Consider the following 20,162-nt stretch of genomic DNA (forward strand, 5'->3'; position numbering starts at 1 on the left):
CCACAACAAAGGACTAATGAAATAGTATTCTTATCTTTGTTAGAAACCTGAACGCATTTGAAACTGAAAATAAACAAAAGAAAACTTTTAAAACGTATTGCAATAACCTTTATTTCGATATTGGTTTTCCTTACCCTTCTGATCCTGAGCTTAAGGCTTCCTGCCGTTCAAAACTTCATCAAAGACAAACTCGTCGTGTATCTTGAAAAAAAGATCAAGACCAAAGTCAGTCTTGAAAGGGTTTACATTGGCTTTCCAAACAGTCTTGTAATGGAAAACCTTTACCTTAAAGGACAAGATGTAGACACACTTCTTGCTGTCAGAAAACTGGACGTTGGCCTAAATATGATGAAGCTCATCAGTTCCACTGCCGACATTACTTCTGTAGATCTTGAAGGAGCGCGTGCCAATGTGGTACGGAAACCCAACGGGACATTCAATTTTGATTATATCATCAATGCTTTTGCGACCAGTGATAAGGAGGAAAGCTCTTCCAAACCTTTTATCATTTCGCTTGATAAGATCAATTTAAAAGATATTGGGGTGACGTTCAACGACCAGCAGTCGAGGAATGATATTCAATTGTATTTCAAATCATTTGATACAAGGGTTAAAACATTTGACCTTAATAAAAATACCTATGCCGTTAATGATATTAATCTTGACGGACTTAAACTCAAATTAAAGCAGGACCTGCTCGAAGAAGTTTCTAAAAAAGTAGAAAAAAAGGTAGATTCCCTCAATGACAAAAAGCCGATGAATATTGGACTGAGAGGAATCAAACTCACCAATTTCGATATCGATTACGGTGATGACAATACCAAAACATTCGCTAAGGTTCTGTTCAAAGAATTAAGTACAAAGGTCAATAAACTGGATCTTGAAAATAATTCCTATAATATTTCCAATGTTTTCCTTTCCGGGGCAGATATTAATGCCAACCTTTATCTTCCTGCCCAAAACGCTAATCCGAAAGACCAAAAAGAACCTGAAGTTTCGAAAGTTGCAGATCAGGATAAAGCCATGAAGGTACTCCTTGGAAAACTTGTCCTGAATGATGTAAAAGCCGTCTACAACAACACCGCGATCGCTCCAACAAAACAGGGAATGGATTTCAACCACATGAATTTTTCCAAAATGAACGTGGAAGTAAGAAGCTTCAAAATGGAGAACAACACTTTTGCAGGAACTGTCAATTCAGCGGAAATTAAGGAAGGAAAAGGTCTGGATATTCAGAAATTCAATACAGATTTTGTGTATGCGGAAAAGCAGGCTTATTTAAAAGATCTTTATTTACAGACTCCCAAAACGCTGATCCGTGATGAGGTGATTTTAAATTATGATTCCCTTGATCAACTGACTTCAAATCCGGGTACGGTAAAAATTTCAGCCAACATCAAAGATTCCAAAATCGGTTTCGCAGATATTCTGAATATTGTTCCGACTTTACGAAATACAGCTCCCTTTAACAAATATCCGAATGCTATATTGAATGTTAATGCCAACGTTCAGGGAATGGTGAATGACCTATTGATCAAAGATCTTAAAGTTTCAGGTTTAGACCAGTTGAGAGTTGCGGCATCCGGAAGAATAAAAAATGCGATGAAACCTGAAAACCTGTCTTATGATTTAAGGATCGGAGAATTTTCAGCTGAAGCTAAAACAGTTTACAATCTTGTTCCGAAAAATACCATTCCTTCCAATATTTCGCTGCCTTCTCATTTCAGTATCAAAGGAAGTGCAAAAGGAACTACTAAAGTCGTAAAAGCAGACCTGAACCTCTACTCTACCTTTGGAAACGCCGCGATTGTTGCAGATGTGGATATGAGCAGAAAAAACCGTGAGCTGTATGATGTAAAAGCCAATCTTCAGGGCATCCAGGTTGGAAAGATCATTAAGAATAAAGATATTGGAGCTATTACCGCTCAGATCTCCGCAAAAGGCGAAAGCTTTGATTTCAAAAATGCAAAAGCAGATCTGAAAGGTCATGTAGCATCGGCTGTCTATAAAGGATACCGCTACCAGAATATGGATCTGACAGGCAAAATTAATAAAGGAGTTTATAACATTGTTTTAAACTCAAAAGATCCGAATGCAAATCTGAATTTAATAGCGTCGGGAGTTTATAACGAAAAAAATCCTACAGTAAAAATCAACGGTGAGGTGATCAAGCTTGATGTTAATAAACTTGGTTTCTATGAGAAGCCCATGATTATCGCAGGAAAGATCGACGGAGATTTTTCAAGCCTTGATCCGGATGCCCTGAATGGTTATTTAAATTTAAAAGATTTCGCTTTTTCAGATACCAAAGAAGTTTATCCTGTACAGGAAGTGAACCTGAAGGCCTCTTCTACCCAGGATTCCACACAGATCATTTTCAATTCTCAAATCGCTGATATTTCTTTAAAGGGAAAATATAAACTGACACAGATCTTTGGTGCTTTAACACAGACCATCAATCAGTATTATCAGTTCCAGAAACCCGCTAAAGGTCAGAAAATTGATCCGGGGCAGTTTTTCACATTCAATGCGAAGATCAAAAATGATGATCTGATCAGAAAGTTTGTTCCGGATCTGAAAAGTTTTGAAACCATCAATTTAGCAGGAAATTATGATGCTGATTCTCAAAAAATAGAAATTGACGGGCAAATTCCGCAGCTGTTGTATGGTGAAAATTCTTTGGAAAACGTAGCTTTAAAAGTAACCAATGAAAATCAGGCTTTACAATACGGTCTTGATGTAGCCGCTTTAAAAAGCTCCAGCTTCACTTTGAAAAAAGTGGCTGTGAGTGGAGACGTTGCAGATAATATAATCAACTACAATATCACCACGAAAGACGATAAAGATGCCACACAGTTTCTGATCGCAGGAAACGCCAAGTCTTTGAATGACATCACAGAAATTTCTTTAAACCCAAATGGTTTAAAACTAAATTACTCGGATTGGAATGTTGCGGATAACAACAAGATCCAGATCAGCAGCAAAGGGATTTTGGCAGATAATTTTGTTTTGTCGAATGCAGGCAGTCAGATCTCACTTCAATCTGAAACCGACAGTCCAACCAGTCCATTGAATGTTGCACTGAAAGATTTTAAAATTGAAACCATCACAGAACTGATCAAAAAAGATACGGTGCTGGCAAGGGGAACGATCAACGGAACGGCACAACTTCGGGATGTTACAAAAAACATGACCTTCACTTCCGATCTGAATATTTCAGACCTGATCGTCTATGGAAATGCAGTTGGAAACCTTGCTGTAAAAGTAAATAATACCTCCTCGAATATTTTAAATGCTGATGTTGCCCTTTCCGGCAATAATAACGATGTGAAAATTCTTGGAGATTACAATACTTCTTCAAGCACATTTGATCTGAATATGGCGATCAATAAACTTCAGATGAAGAGTGTTCAGGGCTTTTCCATGAATGCCATAACGAATACGGAAGGCTATATTTCAGGGAATTTAAAGATCACCGGAAATACGGATAAACCGAATATCTTAGGGAAAGTAAAATTTAATGATGCAGGACTTGAAATTGCCAAAACAGGCAGTGATTTCAGAAAACTGAATGATGAAATTGATTTTACAAACCGGGGAATTGAATTTAATAAGTTCAAAATAAATGATAAGGACGGAAATTCTCTTGTCATCAACGGGCAGGTTCTTACACAGACCTACAGGGATTTCGCATTTAATCTTGATGTGAACGCCAAAGATTTCAAAGTAGTTAATTCAGAAAAATCCAATGATGCAATGATGTATGGAATTCTCGCTATTGATGCAGGACTTCATATCAGAGGAAACTTAGATCTTCCAAAAGTTGACGGCAGACTTTCTGTTTCTGATGATACTGATTTCACCTTTGTCCTTCCTCAGTCCAGTCCATCTCTTCAGGAAAGAGACGGGATTGTAGAGTTCATCGATCAGGATCAGGTCGTTTTAAACAAAACGATTAAGGCTGATTCTCTGAAAGCACAAAGCAGTTTCAAAGGAATGGATGTAAGTGTGAATATTGAAGTCAGCAAGGAAGCTAAAATGTCTATTGTTATTGATAAGGCTAACGGAGATTTTGTAAAACTACAAGGTGAAGCAGAATTAACCGGAGGAATTGATCCTTCAGGAAAAACAACTCTTGTAGGCGTGTATGAAGTGGAAAAAGGTTCTTATGAACTTTCGGTAAGTCTTCTGAAGCGTAAATTTGATATTCAGAAAGGAAGTACCATTACCTGGACCGGAGAACCGACTGCAGCGATTATGGACATCACAGCAGTCTATAAAACGGAAGCTCCACCTATTGACCTCGTTGAGCAACAGGTTGATGATGCGTCTTTATTGAGTCAACTTAAACAAAGAATTCCTTTCAATACCTTATTAAAAATGAAAGGTGAACTTCTAAAACCGCAAATCAGTTTTGATATAACTACGGCCGAAAAAAATAATTCTGTTTCATCTGCGGTAACCGATGTTGTTGACCAAAAACTTACACAGCTCCGAACTCAGGAATCGGAAATGAATAAACAGGTTTTCGCCCTTCTTTTACTGAACCGTTTCATTGGGGAAAATCCTTTTGAATCCGGTGCCGGAATGTCGGCTGAAATGATGGCCAGACAAAGTGTGAGTAAAATTCTTTCCCAACAGCTAAACAATCTTGCCTCAGGTTTGATCAAAGGAGTTGATATAGATTTAGGTCTTGATTCTTCTGAGGATTATTCCACCGGAACAAAAAATACAAGAACCGACCTGAATGTAGGCGTAAGTAAAAAACTACTGAATGACCGTCTGAAGGTTTCCGTGGGAAGTAATTTTGCACTGGAAGGGGAAGCACGTCAAAACGAAAGTACAACAAACATCGCAGGAAATGTTACCGTAGATTACAGCCTTTCAAAAGACGGAAGATACATGCTTCGGGCTTATCGTAAGGATGAATATCAGGTGGCGCTTCAGGGGCAGATCATAGAAACGGGAGTAGGCTTTATCATTACTTTAGACTATGATAAATTCCGTGAGATTTTCCAAAAAACCAAGAAGGAAAGACGCAAAAAAGAAAACAAAAATAACCAAGTGGTAGAATTTAAATAATGAAAAGCAGACTTAATATATATTGTAAATATCTGTTCGCTTCGGGCCTTACCGCAGCTACTCTTTCATGCAGCAATACCAAATATCTGAAGCAGGGACAGATGCTTTACACCGGCGGAGAAGTAAAAATAGAAAATGACAGCCTTTCGAAGAATGAAAAAAAGGAGCTCAAGGCTGCTTTGGAGGAGAATTTGGTTCCTAAACCCAATTCCACCTTATTAGGTCTCCGTCCGAAATTATATTTCTACAACATTGCCAAAGAACCCAAAAAAGATAAAGGTTTTAATTACTGGCTAAAATATAAAGTAGGTGAAAAACCTGTATTACTAGGAGATGTAGATCGTGAATTCAACAGAAAAATCATTGAAAATTATTCTGAAAACAAAGGATATTTTAATGCAAAAGCTACCTATGATACGGTTTCCAAAAACAAAAAAGCTCAGGTTATTTACACTTTAAGACCTGGTGCAAGGTATTTTGTAAGTCATGTTAAGTTTCAACAGGATTCATCACTGGTCAACAAAGAAATTCAAAATTTCGCCCATAAAACTTTACTTAAATCCGGACAGCCTTTCGATCTTGATGTGATTAAAAACGAAAGGGAACGTATTGATAATGGCTTAAAAGAAAGAGGCTTCTATTATTTCAGCCCCGATAATATTATTGTTCAGGCAGACAGTACAGTAAGTAAAAATCATAAGGTTGAAGTTAACGTAAAACTTAAAGAAGACACTCCGGATCTGGCAACGAAACAGTTCAGTATTGATAAGGTCATTGTCTTTCCAAATTATAATATTCAGGATGTAAAAAGAGGCAAGTACAGTGTTCCGATGAATCCTGATTCACTGTCCAAATATGCTTATGACGACATCTATGTAATTGACCCTCAACATAAATTCAAACCCAAAATTTTCGACAGGGCATTATATTTTAAGAAAGGAGATCTTTATAACCGTTCCAATCATAATCTTACCCTTAACCGTCTGATCAGCTTGGGTGTTTTTAAGTTTGTAAAAAATGAATTCATTGTTTCAGATTCATTAAAACATCAATTTGATACTTATTATTTATTGACACCGAGACAAATTCAGTCACTCAGACTGGAAGCTTTGGGACGAACCAATTCCGCCAACTATGCAGGTAGTGAACTAAACCTGAACTGGACGCACAGAAACTTCTTCAAAGGAGCCGAACAGTTTAAAGCAGCCGTTTATGGAGCCTTTGATTTCCAGATGGGAGGACAGGAAAATGCACAGAATCTATTCCGTGCAGGAACGAATGTGCAGCTTTCGATTCCGAGAATTGTAGCGCCTTTTCGTTTCAATTCTTCAAGTGCTTTTGTTCCAAGAACAAATATTACTTTGGGGTATGAATTTCAAAATCGCACTCAACTTTATACTCTTAATAATTTTAATGCTGCATTTGGCTATGTATGGAAAGAGAACGCCAGAAAGGAGCATGATTTAAAGGTCATTGACATTACTTTGGTATCTCCTGCCAATGTAACTGATGAGTTTTACAAGCAGGCAACCACTCCTGCTGCACAAAGAGTCGTTGCGAAGCAACTTATTTTCGGGCCAACTTACTCGTATACGTATACCAATACCATGTTGTCCAAGCCTACCACCATTTATTATAAAGGGACGTTGGATTTAGCTGGAAATATTACCGGTTTGGTAACAGGTGCCAACGTCAAAAACGATAAGGAGAAAAAAATATTTGGAATTCCATTCAGTCAGTATGCAAAAATCGAGAATGATTTTAGGTTCTATCATAAATTCACTGAAAAGAGTTCATTCGCCAGCAGGTTTATCGGCGGAATAGCCTATCCCTATGGAAATTCGGAATTCATTCCTTTCTCCAAACAGTTTTTTGCAGGGGGAAGCAACAGCATTCGTGCTTTCCGTGCAAGAACTTTGGGACCTGGAAGTTTTGACCCACGAACAATTAAAAAAGGTACTCTATTAGATCAAGCGGGAGATATCAAATTAGAATTGAATGCAGAATACCGCGCCAATCTATATAAATTTTTAAACGTAGCCGCCTTTGTTGATGCAGGAAATGTTTGGCTAATAAATGAAGATTCAACCAGACCAGGAGGCAAGTTTTCAAAAGAATTTTTAAGTGAAATTGCCGTTGGAGCCGGAGTTGGTCTAAGACTTGATTTCTCTATCTTAATTTTAAGGCTGGATCTAGCAATGCCGTTACGGGTTCCTTATTATGAAAAAGGAGACCGATGGGCATTTGACCGAATCAATTTCGGAGATTCGCAATGGAGAAAAGATAATTTAGTTTTCAATTTAGCCATCGGATATCCTTTCTAATGAGATATTAGAATTCAGATTCCAGACAATTAAATCATTTGTCTTGTGCTTTTTTTGATCAGTTTAAACAATTGTATGGTTAAAAACGTAAAATTTTTCTGGGAGATTTTAAAAGAAACTTTCGATGAATGGAATGATTCAAATGCATCAAGAGATTCTGCAAGTTTAGCGTACTATGCTATTTTTTCCATTCCGGGGTTGTTGATCATTATTATTTGGATCGCAGGTAATTTTTTCGGTGAAGAAGCTATTCGCGGTGAAATAAGCAACCAGATTAGCGGAATTATGGGAACAGAAGTGTCAAAAAGTGTTGAAAGCATGATTGCGGGAGCTTTAATTGACAAACAAAATATCTTCATGAAGATCGTGGGTATCGGTTCATTGATTTTTGGTTCCACGACTTTATTCTTCCAACTTCAACATTCACTGAATAGTCTTTGGGACGTGCAGTCTGCACCTAAAAAAGCTTTAATAAAATTTCTTTTAGACAGAGCCAATTCATTAGGAATGATTCTTATGATCGGATTTTTATTAATGATCACGATGATTCTATCTTCACTGATAAGTGTTTTTAATACTATAATTACTACCTATTTCGGTTTTGAGACTTATTTATTAGTTGAATTAGTAAATTTTATAATAGGGTTCGGGCTTGTTATGCTGCTATTTGCATTAATGTTCAAATTCCTTCCCGATGTACAAATCAGCTGGAAACCAGTTTGGAAAGGTGCTTTTTTGACTACCATTTTATTTACATTAGGTAAATTCTTATTGAGTCTGTATTTTGGCAATTTCAAACCGACTTCTGCTTTTGGAACTGCAGGAACAGTGATCTTAATTATGATGTGGATCAATTATTCATGTATGCTTGTCTTTTTTGGAGCTGAATTTACTAAAGTGTATACTTATAAAAAAGGATATAAAATCGTTCCTTCAAAACACGCAAAATGGAGCGCTGCAAAACTGTATGAGGAGAGAAGAAAAAGTGAAGAGGAGGTTAAAACTGAGAGTTAATCGTTATGATGCGTGGAAGGATTCCAGATTTCCCCTCATTGATTATTTATCATTAATACATATTACAAAAAAATAGCCTCCCAAAAAATCAGGAGGCTTTATTTTTTACATTCTGTTTACGGTTCCGATGCCGAGCAGCGTTAAAGATTTTTTAATCGTTTTAGCGGTAAGGTCTGATAGATTTAAACGGAATTGTTTTAAATTCTCATCTTCAAGTTTCAAAATGACATTGCTCTGATAGAATGAATTGTAAGCCTTAACTAAATCGTAAACATAGTTGGCTACCAAAGCAGGACTTAAAGCTTCTGCCGATTTTGCAACTACTGTTTTATAATTGGTCAATAGCATGATCAGTTCTTTTTCAAATTGATTTAAAGCAACATCTGAAATTTCCTTATAATCTACATCAGCTTTTGATAACAGCGATTGAATACGTGCATAGGTATAGAGAATAAACGGACCTGTATTTCCTGAAAACTCTACACTTTCAGCGGGATCAAACAGCATTTTTTTCTTCGGATCTACCTTGAGCATGAAATATTTCAAAGCAGCTAATCCTATTACTTCATAAGAAATTTCTTTTTCTTCATCAGAAAGTCCTTCTAGTTTTCCTAAGTCTGTTGTGATCGATTTTGCCGTTTCATACATTTCCTGCATCAGCTCATCAGCATCCACAACAGTTCCTTCTCGTGATTTCATTTTTCCGTTAGGAAGCTCTACCATTCCATAAGAAAGATGGAATAACTGATCTGCCCAGCCGTATCCAAGCTTTTTCATGATCTTAAATAAAACCTGGAAATGATAATCCTGTTCGTTTCCTACTGTATAGATTAATTTCTGAATATTATTTTGTTTAAAACGCTCTACTGCCGTTCCTAAATCTTGAGTCATATACACCGAAGTTCCGTCTGAACGAAGCAAAAGTTTTTGATCAAGGCCTTCGTCTGTAAGGTCACACCAAACAGAGCCATCCTCTTTCTGATAAAGAATACCTTTGTCCAAACCTTCCTGAATCAAATCTTTCCCCAGAATATAAGTATTACTTTCATACTGAACCTGGTCGAAATCAACACCTAACCTTTTGTAAGTTTCACTAAAACCTTTATAAACCCAGGAATTCATTTCTTTCCAAAGATTTCTTACGGTTTCATCACCACTTTCCCAATCTAAAAGCATTTTTTGAGCCTCAACAATTGATGGTGCCTCTTTTTTAGCCTGGTCTTCGGTTGACCCTTGCTCAATAAGTTCAGCAATTTCCTTTTTGTAGTTTTTATCAAATTCTACATAATAGTTTCCTACAAATTTATCTCCCTTTATATTTGTTGATTCCGGAGTTTCACCATGCCCGAATTTTCCCCAAGCCAGCATAGACTTGCAGATATGAATCCCTCTGTCATTGATGATTTGAGATTTAATCACATCATACCCAGCCTCTTTAAGAATCTGTGCTACAGAAAAGCCTAGTAGATTATTTCTGACATGTCCTAAGTGAAGCGGTTTGTTTGTGTTTGGAGAAGAATATTCAACCATTACCGTCGAGTTTTTCTTTTCTATGGTGTCAAAATCGTTGCTCACAGATCTGAAATTATCTACAAACAACTGATTTTTCACCTTAACATTAAGGAAGCCTTTTACTACATTAAAGCTTTCGAACAGATCAGACTGTTCCGTCAAAGCTTCTCCGAGTTCAACGCCAATACTTTCCGGATTCTTTTTCAGCTGTTTTACCAATGGAAATGTAACAATAGTAAAATCACCCTCAAATTCCGTTTTATTTTCCTGAACTTCCAGATTGATTTCTTTTAACTGATAAACATTTAAAATAACCTCCGAAAGTTTCTTTTCTATTATATCTTTAATATTCATGTGTATGTATTACTTTTTTAAAGGCCGGATGAAGCAGCCTGCTTCGTCTAAATATTTTGAGATACAAATATACGGAAATAAAAAAACCGCCCGAAGGCGGTTATTTGATATGAATGTTAAATATATTAAAATTATATTAATTGGTATCCCAAATTAATTTAGTATCCATCTTATCACCACCGATTGCATTAGACGCAGCCTGATAATTAACTGTGTTAAGAGTTTGTACTGATGTCGGATAAAATAATCTTTTAGGAAGATCTGTAAGACCTGCAATTAGAGACGTAAAAGTATAAGTGGTATTACCTCCAGAAGCTACATTAAGAGTACCAGTCTGTCCAGGTAATAATAAAGTGTTTGGATAACCTGTTCTTCTATACTCTGCCCACGCTTCATATGGCTGCATAAACAACGAAATGTATTTCTGGGTTAAAACATTTGCTTTTGAAGCTGCTGGTAATGCTGAAACAAAACTATTAATTGTCGCTGCACTTACTCCCCATTTTTCCATTGATGCTCTCACTCCGTTTACGTAATTGGTTTGCGACCAACCGTTTGCTTCACTTAATAAAAATTGAACTTCAGAATACTCCATTAAAATTTCAGTATAATCTGGTTTTAAAATATTCTTGCTAAAAAAGTTTGAACTTGCAGCTTGGCTTGGTGCTAAAGAACTAGGAACTCCATAAGGCATACCATTAAAATCGGCTGGATTAGTCGATTCTGGGGCAGATCCATCCAAAATCAAAGCTTTATTTGTTCCTTTAGGTGTAGCAAATTTAAATAATCTAGGGTCCTGGTTAAAGTTCCCTACATTACCTTTCAATAAATTAACAAAAGTTTTAGAAATTGCAAAATCTGATCTGGTTCTAAAGTTATCATATAAAGGAGAAGGATTTATTAAATTATTTTCATAAGTAACTCCTACATTATCATTATTAGATTGCATTACTCCAGAAGCTATTGCATCTGTAATATGTGCTTCAGCACCTGGTACAACTCCTTTAACTCTAGTTGCTACTCTTAATCTTAATGAGTTAGCAAATCTTTTAAGTTTTTCTCCAGATCCAAATAAAACATCTCCTTTGGTAAAAACAACTTCATTAGCATCAATCATTGAAGAAGCTTCTTTCAATTCTTTCATAATATCTGCGTAAACTTTTTGCTGACTTGCAAATTTAGGCTGTATAATAGGCTGTGCAGTTCCCCCAATACTTAAAGCTTGAAAATCTGCATCTTTATTACCATAAGAATAATAAGGAATATCTCCAAATGAATCTGCTAAGTTAAGAAACACATAAGATAACATTACTCTTGCCGCTGCAATTTGATTTTTATTAGGTCCATAAACACTCATCTGAGTACTCGTAGCAGGATCAGTATTAAGATCTATAATTTGCTTATAATCTTGAGCCACCCTATAAGAAAAGCTCCATAATGACACCCCAGTAGAAAGTCTATACTGATATCTGTCTTCCTCTGTATATGCTCTTTGTGCAGAATATTGTACCCACGGCAAAACAATCCTGCCTGATTGCCATTCATCCCTTGTATTGTCCATCAATTCTTTATTGGCACTATTGAATAAACCGTAAGTTAATGGCTTATCTGTTGAATTAGGATTAGTATCGATTTCATCAAATTTATCTGAACAACTATTTGATACTAATGAAATTGTTAAAACAGATAATATTAAAGCTATTTTTTTCATTTTAATTAAAATTTAAAGTTAACATTGAACCCATAAGTTCTTGTTGAAGGTAAAGATCCACCTTCCATACCTTGAATATTACCAGAACCATAAGATGTATTTTCAGGGTCAATTCCTTTATTAGCTAAGTTCCACGCAAATAAATTTCTTGCAAACGCTGAAATTCTAATGCCTTGAAATACATTTCCTATAAGTGATTTTGGCAAATCATAGCCTATAGTTACATCTCTTAATTTTATATAGCTAGCATCAAAGACATTTTGTGCATCCACCGTATTATAATAAGTTCCCCCCCATGTAGGTGCATCTAGTAAAATATCATTTTTAGTTCCATCTTCTTTAACACCATCAAGAATCACACCTGCCTCTCTGTTTCCTCCCAAAGCAGATTCTTCCAACATTCCGGAGTACATTCCCCACATATGTGTAGTTGAAAAATATTTACCCCCTTGCTGAATATCTATTAAGAAAGATAGGCTTAATGACTTATATTTAACAGTATTTCTAAAACCCATATTATAATCAGGAAGTATAGATCCTAAAGATTTAAGGTCTGAAGCTTTATAGAAACCATTGGCGTCAACTACTCTATTTCCATTAGCATCATACACATAATCCGTACCTAATATAGCACCATATGCTTCTCCTACTTGTGCTGCCAATTGAGCTCTAAATGGTGCATTAGTAAGAATATGATTCTTTAAATCCCCTTGTAATTCTACTAATTTATTTTTATTTTTAGCAAAATTCCAAGTTATATCCCATGAAAAGTTATCATTTCTGATTGGGCTAACGTTTACCATTGCTTCAATACCTTTATTAGTCATTTCTCCCACATTAATATTTTTAAATAAAAATCCTGTAGCAGGGTCAATTGGTAATGGAAGTATTAAATCTTTAGATTTAGTATCATAATACGTTACGTCAAAACCAAATCTATTTTTAAAGAAACTAGCCTCTATACCAAACTCTTTAGTCGTTTTTACCTCAGGCCTAATGTTTGGATCATTATTTGTATTTGGATTCGAATATTGAGGAGCCCCATTAAAAGGAATACCGATCACCGTATAAGTAAGTCTTTTATATGCATCTCCCCCCGATGCAATACTAGACCACCCTGCTCTAACTTTACCAAATGATAACCAATCTATGCTTAATGCCTTTGAGAATACAAAACTACCTGTTATAGATGGATAAAATTGATCATCATTTACAGAAGAAAACCAGTCATTTCTTCCCGTTGCCTCTACAAATAACATATCTTTATATCCTAATGAAACTGATCCAAATAAACTTTTTACTGAAGAATGAATAGATGCATTTGTAGCTAAGGAGTTTTCCACGCCATTATTCAAATTATACAAATTAGGAATGACAAGTCCTCCAACGGTAGTGCCGTTCAACCAGCTCATCTTATTATCCCTAATATTAAATCCAACAAAAGAGTTTACACTAAAATCTCCAAAATTATTGTTATAGTGGGCTCTACCCTCATAATTAAATTCTGATACATTTCTTTTTTCTATAGTATAATCAGAGACAGCTTGTGAACCCACTGCCACTCTTGAGCTGATATTTTGAGAATATACATCACCATAGACCTTACCTACAATGTAAAAATTCTTGTTAAAATTATATGTTAAACCTGCATTACCAAAAAATCGATGCCTTGAATCTTCTGATGTATTTTCATTAATAATCCAATAAGGGTTGTCTGAATATAATGGTGTAGGATCATTCCATGCTGTTCTATTCCATGTTCTTTGACCTCCGTTAGAAAGCTTATAATCTTTTAACTTAACAAAATCTAGATTTCTTTGGCCAAATTGATAAAATTTTTGAGCCACAGAATTATCTCCATATCCTAATTCAGGTCGATTGTAACCATCAGTATGAACATAGTTAAAAATTGCTTCAGCTTTTAGATTATCAGATAATTTAGAGTTAAGATTAATACTAAAGTTATCTTTCTTAATTTTAGAAGTTGGAACTATACCTCCAATATTTGTATTCGTATATGAAAGTCTTACGTTAGTATCTCCAAAGGACTTGGCTACAGATAAGTTATTAGTATACGTTACCCCTGTATCAAAAAAAGAATCTACATCATTTTTAGGAGCTACCCACGGAACTGGTTTCAAATAATCACTAGAAAATTCAGGATCAAATGCATACCATGGAAGATACATCAAATTAGAATCATATTTTGGTCCCCATGAAGCATCTGTTTCGTATTCCTGTATGTTATAGGTTTGCCCATTTATATTGGCCGTTGGTAATGTAGCAGAATATCCACCACCATATTGATTTTGTAATTTAGGACGGATATAAATACTTTCAAAAGCTACTCCTGTATTTAACTGAATATCCGTTCTACCCTTTTTAGCAGATTTAGTGGTATACAAAATAGCACCGTTTCCAGCTCTTGAACCATATAATGCAGCTGCAGGACCTCCTTTCAAAACAGTTACACTTTCAATATCATCAGGATTAATATCAAAAGATGCGTCTCCATAATCTCTACCTCCAGCACCTCTTTGTGTATCTATATCGTTAACATTTGAGTTATCTAATGGTACCCCGTCAACAATAATCAAAGGTCTGTTTTCACCAGTAATAGAACTGATACCCCTCATAGTAATTCTAGTAGATCCCCCCATTGTACTTGGCGCGGTAACTTGTACCCCTGCAACATTTCCAGATAATGCACTTACCGCATTAGTTTGTCCGGCATCAGAGATCATATCTCCTTTGATTTCTTGGGAAGCATATCCCAAAGACTTTTTCTCTCTCTTAATTCCGAGTGCAGTTACCACTACCCCCTCAATTTCTTTTGTTTTTATAGTATCATTCTTCTGCTGAGCGTGAGCTATAGCAATCGAAGAAGACAATACCAAAACAAGCAGACTAGCTGTTAGTTTCTTCATATCAAATTATTATTTTTTGTAACTCTACAAATTTGTAAAACTTTCTTAAAAATACAAAACAAAATCATAAAAAATTATTAAATATTCATTAATTTTTAAAATTAGGATTAAAAAAATTATTAAAATAAGTTAAAATCAATACAATTAACAAAAACAAATCATTTAAGCAATATTTTTTTTAGGAAAACACAAATCATTTTAATTGATAATTTCTATTTAGAATATTAACAACACACATCAATAACAAGCTGATTATCAGATATATTAGTCACTTTATATTGAAAAAGCAAAAATAAATCCCAAAACATACAATGCTGTACATATTACATTTTTCATCCTAAACAACGAAAAAATTAAGCTTATTAAACAAAAAAACCGCCCGAAGGCGGTAATAAAATATATTAAAAATTTGTTTCGGTTACTTCATCCAGAAAGGAGAATAAGCGTTAATATTGTACATATCATTAACACTTGGATTCGGCACATTGGCACTATTAGAAACATACTCAGATTGCGGATACATTAATCTCTTAGGTCTTGACGGGTAGTAAGATCCTATTGGCATCGGCAACTGAGGATATCCAGTTTTAGTATAACTGATGTAAGTCTCCGTTGGGTTAATATTGGTCAACGCAACCCACTTTTGATACTGAATTGCCTGGATCTTGTTAGCGGTAGCAGCCCATCCCATTCCTGGTTTTGCAGCTATTGCAGTAAGATAAGTAGCTGCAGCAGCTGGTGTAGAACCAAATGTTACAAACGACTGAGTAATACCATCATTAAAGCTTGTCTGGGCATTAAATGCCATTGTAGCAGGATATACTACCGCAGCTTCAGCCTGTAAAAATTTCACTTCAGAAACTGTCAGTACAATCCCCGGAAGAGTAGCTCCAGCACCACTATTATAAATCATAAAGTCACCCAAAGTCGCAAAATCATCTTCAACGGCTCCAACTTCTTTGGTACCACCCTGAACCTGACCTTTCATATTAACCACTGTATTATTACCAGCACCCATTCCGTTAGCCTTAAATAACCTACTGATTCTGTTGTCTACAATCCCTGATGTTTCAGTTGTTTCCCCTTTTAACGTTTTGATCATATGATCTGACGCCACAGTAATCCTGAAATCCTGACCTATATCTTGTGCATCTAAGTCAATTCTTCCGAAAGTACCATAGAACGGGTTTCTTTGGTCTGGAGTAGAAGTAACATAGCCTGGATTAATCTTTACATCTTTATCAATAAAGTTAACAGTTGGATTAGCAGTAAGCAAAGTCATTGCTTGAAGTTCAGCATTTCTCCATGTAGTCACCTCTGCATCAGTACAGTTAGACAATCTCACTAACATTTTAAGTTTCACTGTATTTGCCATTTTTTTCCAAAATATTCTCCAGTTAGCAACATTTTGTGTTTCATTATTAGCAATAGCAGTAGCCTGGTATATTGGATCTTCAGTAAAAACTAAAGCATTAGAAGCAGCAGGCGTCTTATCAATTAATAACAACGCTTGATTAAGCTCCACCATCAATCCTTTATATATATCTTTAGATTTATCGTATTTGGGATTCTTATTAGACTGTCCTTTAAATGCTTCAGAATAAGGAGCATCATTATAAAGATCTACAATCATCTGCATATAGTAAGCTTTCATCACTTTCGCTGCTGCAACATGGTGTGGATAATTTTCAGCACCAGGAGCATCAATAACAGACTGTAAGTTGGAAACTCCCAAATAAAGGTTATCCCAAATATTATCATAAAACTGCGCATCTGCAGCCATTCTGAATTCATCCCCATATGGAGAAGCAAAGTAATAAATATTTCCTGCCCATGCATTCATCATCAGGTTACCAAATCTGTTCATGGTATTGCCCTGTGTTCTGAATACTATAGACTCAGCAGCTGACAGCCTATCCTTAGGGCTTACCTGATTGGTATAAGCTTCATTCACATTTTGATTAACATCTAAGAAATCATCACTGCAAGAATTAAAAAACAGCAGCGTAGTCATTCCTAAAATTGGTATTAATATCTTTTTCATTATGATTTATTTAAAAATTAATAGTGGTGGTAAAACCTACCGTTCTAGTTGATGGATATTGGTTATTATTTGTAAGACCAGCTATATTGCCTGTTCCAAACGATCCTTCAGGATCAGAATATCCTTTATTGTCTTTTGCAAACTTATAGAATGGGTTTCTTGCATACACACTGAAACTTAATCCTGAAAGCCCAATTGATCTTGCCATATCAGCACCTAAGGTATAAGACACCCCTAATTCTCTAACTCTGAATGCTGTACCACTTATAACAAAGTTTTCCGCAATCCCTCCATATATTTTCCCGTAATAATCCGGCAAACCTGTATAATCATTTCCTCCGGATTTTATGGATGTATTTTCAACATACTGCCCTGCAGAATTCATATACACAGAATTTGGGATAATATAACCCCCTTGAGTTCTGTCAAATTCCGCGGACTGTTCTAAGTTTCCACTGAATGCCAATCCACTCATAGCTCCTGAGTACAATTTACCACCGTTTCTATAATCAAGAACCGCATAGAAACCAAAATTCTTATATTTAAAATTCGTATTTAATGCTAATGTATAATTAGGCGTTACTCTACCGAAGTTAACATATTTATTACTGATATAAGGATTTCCATTGTCAGGATTAATGATAATTCTGCCTTGCTCATCTCTCATATACGCCGTACCTTTCAACATTGGAAATTCCTCCCCTTTAACTGCAAAAATACCGGCAATGCCTCCTGTAGTAAGATTGACCTCATCCTGTCCGTTAGCCAGCTCAATTACTTTGGTTCTGTTGATTGACCATGCCAGATTTAAGTCCCATGAAAAATCAGTCCCTTTAATAGGTACCAACCCCAAACTTACCTCCATTCCTTTATTACGGATATCACCTATATTAACAGGAGTAAATCTTAATCCAGACGCGGATGATGTAGTTTGATTAGTAATCAAATCCTTCGTAGTCTGAAGATAAACACTGGCATCTAAGGTAATTCTATTTTTTAAGAATCCTAAACCTAAGCTAATATCATTACTGGTTACTTTTTCAGGTCTGATATTGGTATCTGTAGGAGTCTGATTGTTGGTAAAACTTAAAGGACCTGTACCAAACGGATAACCTGCACCTAAAACAACTGTATCCTCTATTGCGAAAACATTTACCGGATCATTCCCTACTCTGGTATGAGATCCTTTGATAACAAATCTACTTATGGTATTACTTTCAATATTGAAGGCTTTCAGAGGCATAAAGGAAACCCCACCTGAATAATAGAAGTATCCAGATTCACTTGGCTGACTCTTATCAGAATGAAGCAGCTTAGATGAATTTTCATATCGTGCTGTACCATTCACATATAAATAATCTTTGTATGATAGATCCAAATTGGCAAAATAGGCATACCTGTTATCAATAAACCTTCTGTTATTCAATCTATATGGATTGGTCAGATTCGTAAGATTCCAGTACTGATAAATCCCCGGAATCTTGATACCATTACCTCCTACGCTGGTGGTTTTCAATTCTGTTCGCTGAACGTTGTACCCTAATGTTAATTTAAAGTTGATATCTTTTGTAAAGTCATAATTAAAATTAGCCATTAAGTCATTATAGTAATACCTATTGACTGCATTAGACTGCAAAAATGTCGAAGTAATCGGATTAGGAGCTGACACAATTCTCGGCGTTGCAGTTGATGGAACGTATCCATTATTATAGTTCAGTATATCCGTCGAAGTCATTTGGGCTGTTCCATTATTGGTAATGGAAATATGGTCATTAAATTTATAACCTAATGAAATCGTTCCGTTTAAAATATCCGTTTTTGTAGTATTCCTTACATTTCTCATAGTCCAGTATGGATTAGTGTAAAATAAGGTCCATGCATACGGATTCGGGCTGTTTATGAATTCCGTAATTGGAATTTCAGGAGCCGATTGAAGAAGATTTCTATATAAAGCAGGATCCGTTGTATTAACAGAGCTGTTGATATACGTCACCGATCCATCTAAAGTAAATTTATCCATTTTAAAACCTCCATTCAACGTTACAGAGGTTTTCTTCAATTTATCATCCGCAACGATAAATTCTCTGTCCTGACGGTTAATTGTCAATCCCGCATAGGCACCTTCACTTCCTCCACTTATGCTCAATGTATTATTTAAATTCAATCCCGTATTAAAAAATTCCTTGGCGTTATCCTTGCTTCTTGCAGCAAACGGAGCAAAAACAGATGCTGCTGCATCTGCAGCAGGAACATCTCCATCTGGATTAACAGAAATAACCCCATCGCCGTTCACATCATAAAAAGGAACACCAATCGCTACATTTTGCCCGGCATAAGCTGGATCAGTAAACGCTGGTCCCCATGAACCATTTTCAACGTGGATTCTATCTCCATACCAACCCTGACCATATTTTTGTTGTCTTTTAGGGGTAAAAAGTACATTTTCGAATTCCACATTGCTGTTAAAACTAATTCTTGGTTTTCTCGAACCACTTCCTTTTTTAGTTGTGATGATAATCGCACCATTTACACCCTGAGATCCATATAGAGCAGCACCCTGAAGACCTAATAGAGTAGTAACAGATTCGATCGCATCAGAAGGTAATGACTGAAAAATATTCATAGAAGAAATCACACCGTCAATAACGATTAACGGGGCAGTACTTCCGGTTAATGTTCTCGAACCTCTGATTTTGATATCATATGTACCATCAACACTACTGCTTGTTTTATTAATAGTAAGTCCCGGAACTTTACTTGCTAAAGCCGCAATAGCATTTGGAGCTCCAGCCTGTGTCAGCTTTTCTTTACTAATAACGGCAGCCGTTGAAGTCTGAGCATCCAGCTTCATTTTTCTGTTCATGGCTCCGGTCATGATTACCTCACCAATCTCCGTCGTCTTAACAGTATCTCGCTTCTGTCCACTTGCTATTGCAAAAGTCGAAGTTAGAACTACCACCAAAACACTTGTTGTTAATTTCTTCATGTTTAAATTGATTATTTTTTTATGATTGCAAATATGTGAAACTTTCTTAAAATCACCAAATATTTCGTTAAAAATATTTAAATTAACTAATAACATCATATCAAGAAACCAAATACTTAGAAATATATTAACAAAAAGAATATATTACTTAAAATAACACAAAAACATCTGGATTAAATACAATACAACCATTGTGTTAAATAGAAGC

8 protein-coding genes are annotated in these 20,162 nt (G+C 35.7%); 3 read left to right on the forward strand and 5 right to left on the reverse strand.

What is annotated here, in order from left to right:
- Window positions 1–57: 57 nt before the first annotated feature.
- From HHL23_RS19700 to HHL23_RS19710, 3 genes are all read left to right on the forward strand, one after another.
- A complete protein-coding gene (locus HHL23_RS19700; RefSeq protein ID WP_185194897.1) occupies window positions 58–5,082 on the forward strand; it encodes a translocation/assembly module TamB domain-containing protein in 5,025 nt (1,674 codons plus the stop codon).
- The gene (gene tamL, locus HHL23_RS19705; protein WP_169236462.1) at window positions 5,082–7,406 is read left to right on the forward strand and encodes a translocation and assembly module lipoprotein TamL; all 2,325 of its coding nucleotides are present in this window, start codon (window positions 5,082–5,084) and stop codon (window positions 7,404–7,406) included. Before HHL23_RS19700 ends, tamL begins: the two co-directional genes overlap by 1 nt.
- A gap of 75 nt (window positions 7,407–7,481) precedes the next feature.
- A complete protein-coding gene (locus HHL23_RS19710; RefSeq protein ID WP_169236463.1) occupies window positions 7,482–8,420 on the forward strand; it encodes a YihY/virulence factor BrkB family protein in 939 nt (312 codons plus the stop codon).
- A gap of 105 nt (window positions 8,421–8,525) precedes the next feature.
- On the opposite strand, the gene argS is transcribed toward HHL23_RS19710, so the two are convergent.
- The 5 genes from argS to HHL23_RS19735 all read right to left on the reverse strand — a co-directional run bounded on the left by argS (window position 8,526) and on the right by HHL23_RS19735 (window position 19,954).
- Window positions 8,526–10,286, reverse strand: coding sequence for an arginine--tRNA ligase (gene argS, locus HHL23_RS19715; RefSeq protein ID WP_169236464.1), 1,761 nt, complete (start codon window positions 10,284–10,286; stop codon window positions 8,526–8,528).
- Window positions 10,287–10,422: 136 nt separating this feature from the next.
- On the reverse strand, window positions 10,423–11,997 hold the full coding sequence (locus HHL23_RS19720) for a SusD/RagB family nutrient-binding outer membrane lipoprotein (RefSeq protein ID WP_169236465.1): 1,575 nt from the start codon (window positions 11,995–11,997) through the stop codon (window positions 10,423–10,425).
- 5 nt (window positions 11,998–12,002) lie between these two features.
- On the reverse strand, window positions 12,003–14,924 hold the full coding sequence (locus tag HHL23_RS19725; RefSeq protein WP_169236466.1) for a SusC/RagA family TonB-linked outer membrane protein: 2,922 nt from the start codon (window positions 14,922–14,924) through the stop codon (window positions 12,003–12,005).
- Between the two features lie 418 nt (window positions 14,925–15,342).
- Window positions 15,343–16,968, reverse strand: a complete 1,626-nt coding sequence (locus tag HHL23_RS19730) for a SusD/RagB family nutrient-binding outer membrane lipoprotein (RefSeq protein ID WP_169236467.1) — start codon at window positions 16,966–16,968, stop codon at window positions 15,343–15,345.
- Window positions 16,969–16,978: 10 nt separating this feature from the next.
- Window positions 16,979–19,954: a SusC/RagA family TonB-linked outer membrane protein gene (locus HHL23_RS19735; protein ID WP_169236468.1), complete on the reverse strand. Its 2,976-nt coding sequence runs from the start codon at window positions 19,952–19,954 to the stop codon at window positions 16,979–16,981.
- Between the last annotated feature and the right edge of the window lie 208 nt (window positions 19,955–20,162).

Source organism: Chryseobacterium antibioticum, from assembly GCF_012927325.1.
Classification (GTDB): Bacteria; Bacteroidota; Bacteroidia; order Flavobacteriales; family Weeksellaceae; genus Chryseobacterium; species Chryseobacterium antibioticum.

Bases quoted from the DNA above. Each gene is read 5' to 3' on its own strand.
- tamL (WP_169236462.1), top strand. From the start codon at position 5,082: ATGAAAAGCAGACTTAATATATATTGTAAATATCTGTTCGCTTCGGGC.
- HHL23_RS19735 (WP_169236468.1), bottom strand. From the start codon at position 19,954: ATGAAGAAATTAACAACAAGTGTTTTGGTGGTAGTTCTAACTTCGACT.
- HHL23_RS19720 (WP_169236465.1), bottom strand. From the start codon at position 11,997: ATGAAAAAAATAGCTTTAATATTATCTGTTTTAACAATTTCATTAGTA.
- HHL23_RS19710 (WP_169236463.1), top strand. From the start codon at position 7,482: ATGGTTAAAAACGTAAAATTTTTCTGGGAGATTTTAAAAGAAACTTTC.
- HHL23_RS19730 (WP_169236467.1), bottom strand. From the start codon at position 16,968: ATGAAAAAGATATTAATACCAATTTTAGGAATGACTACGCTGCTGTTT.
- argS (WP_169236464.1), bottom strand. From the start codon at position 10,286: ATGAATATTAAAGATATAATAGAAAAGAAACTTTCGGAGGTTATTTTA.
- HHL23_RS19725 (WP_169236466.1), bottom strand. From the start codon at position 14,924: ATGAAGAAACTAACAGCTAGTCTGCTTGTTTTGGTATTGTCTTCTTCG.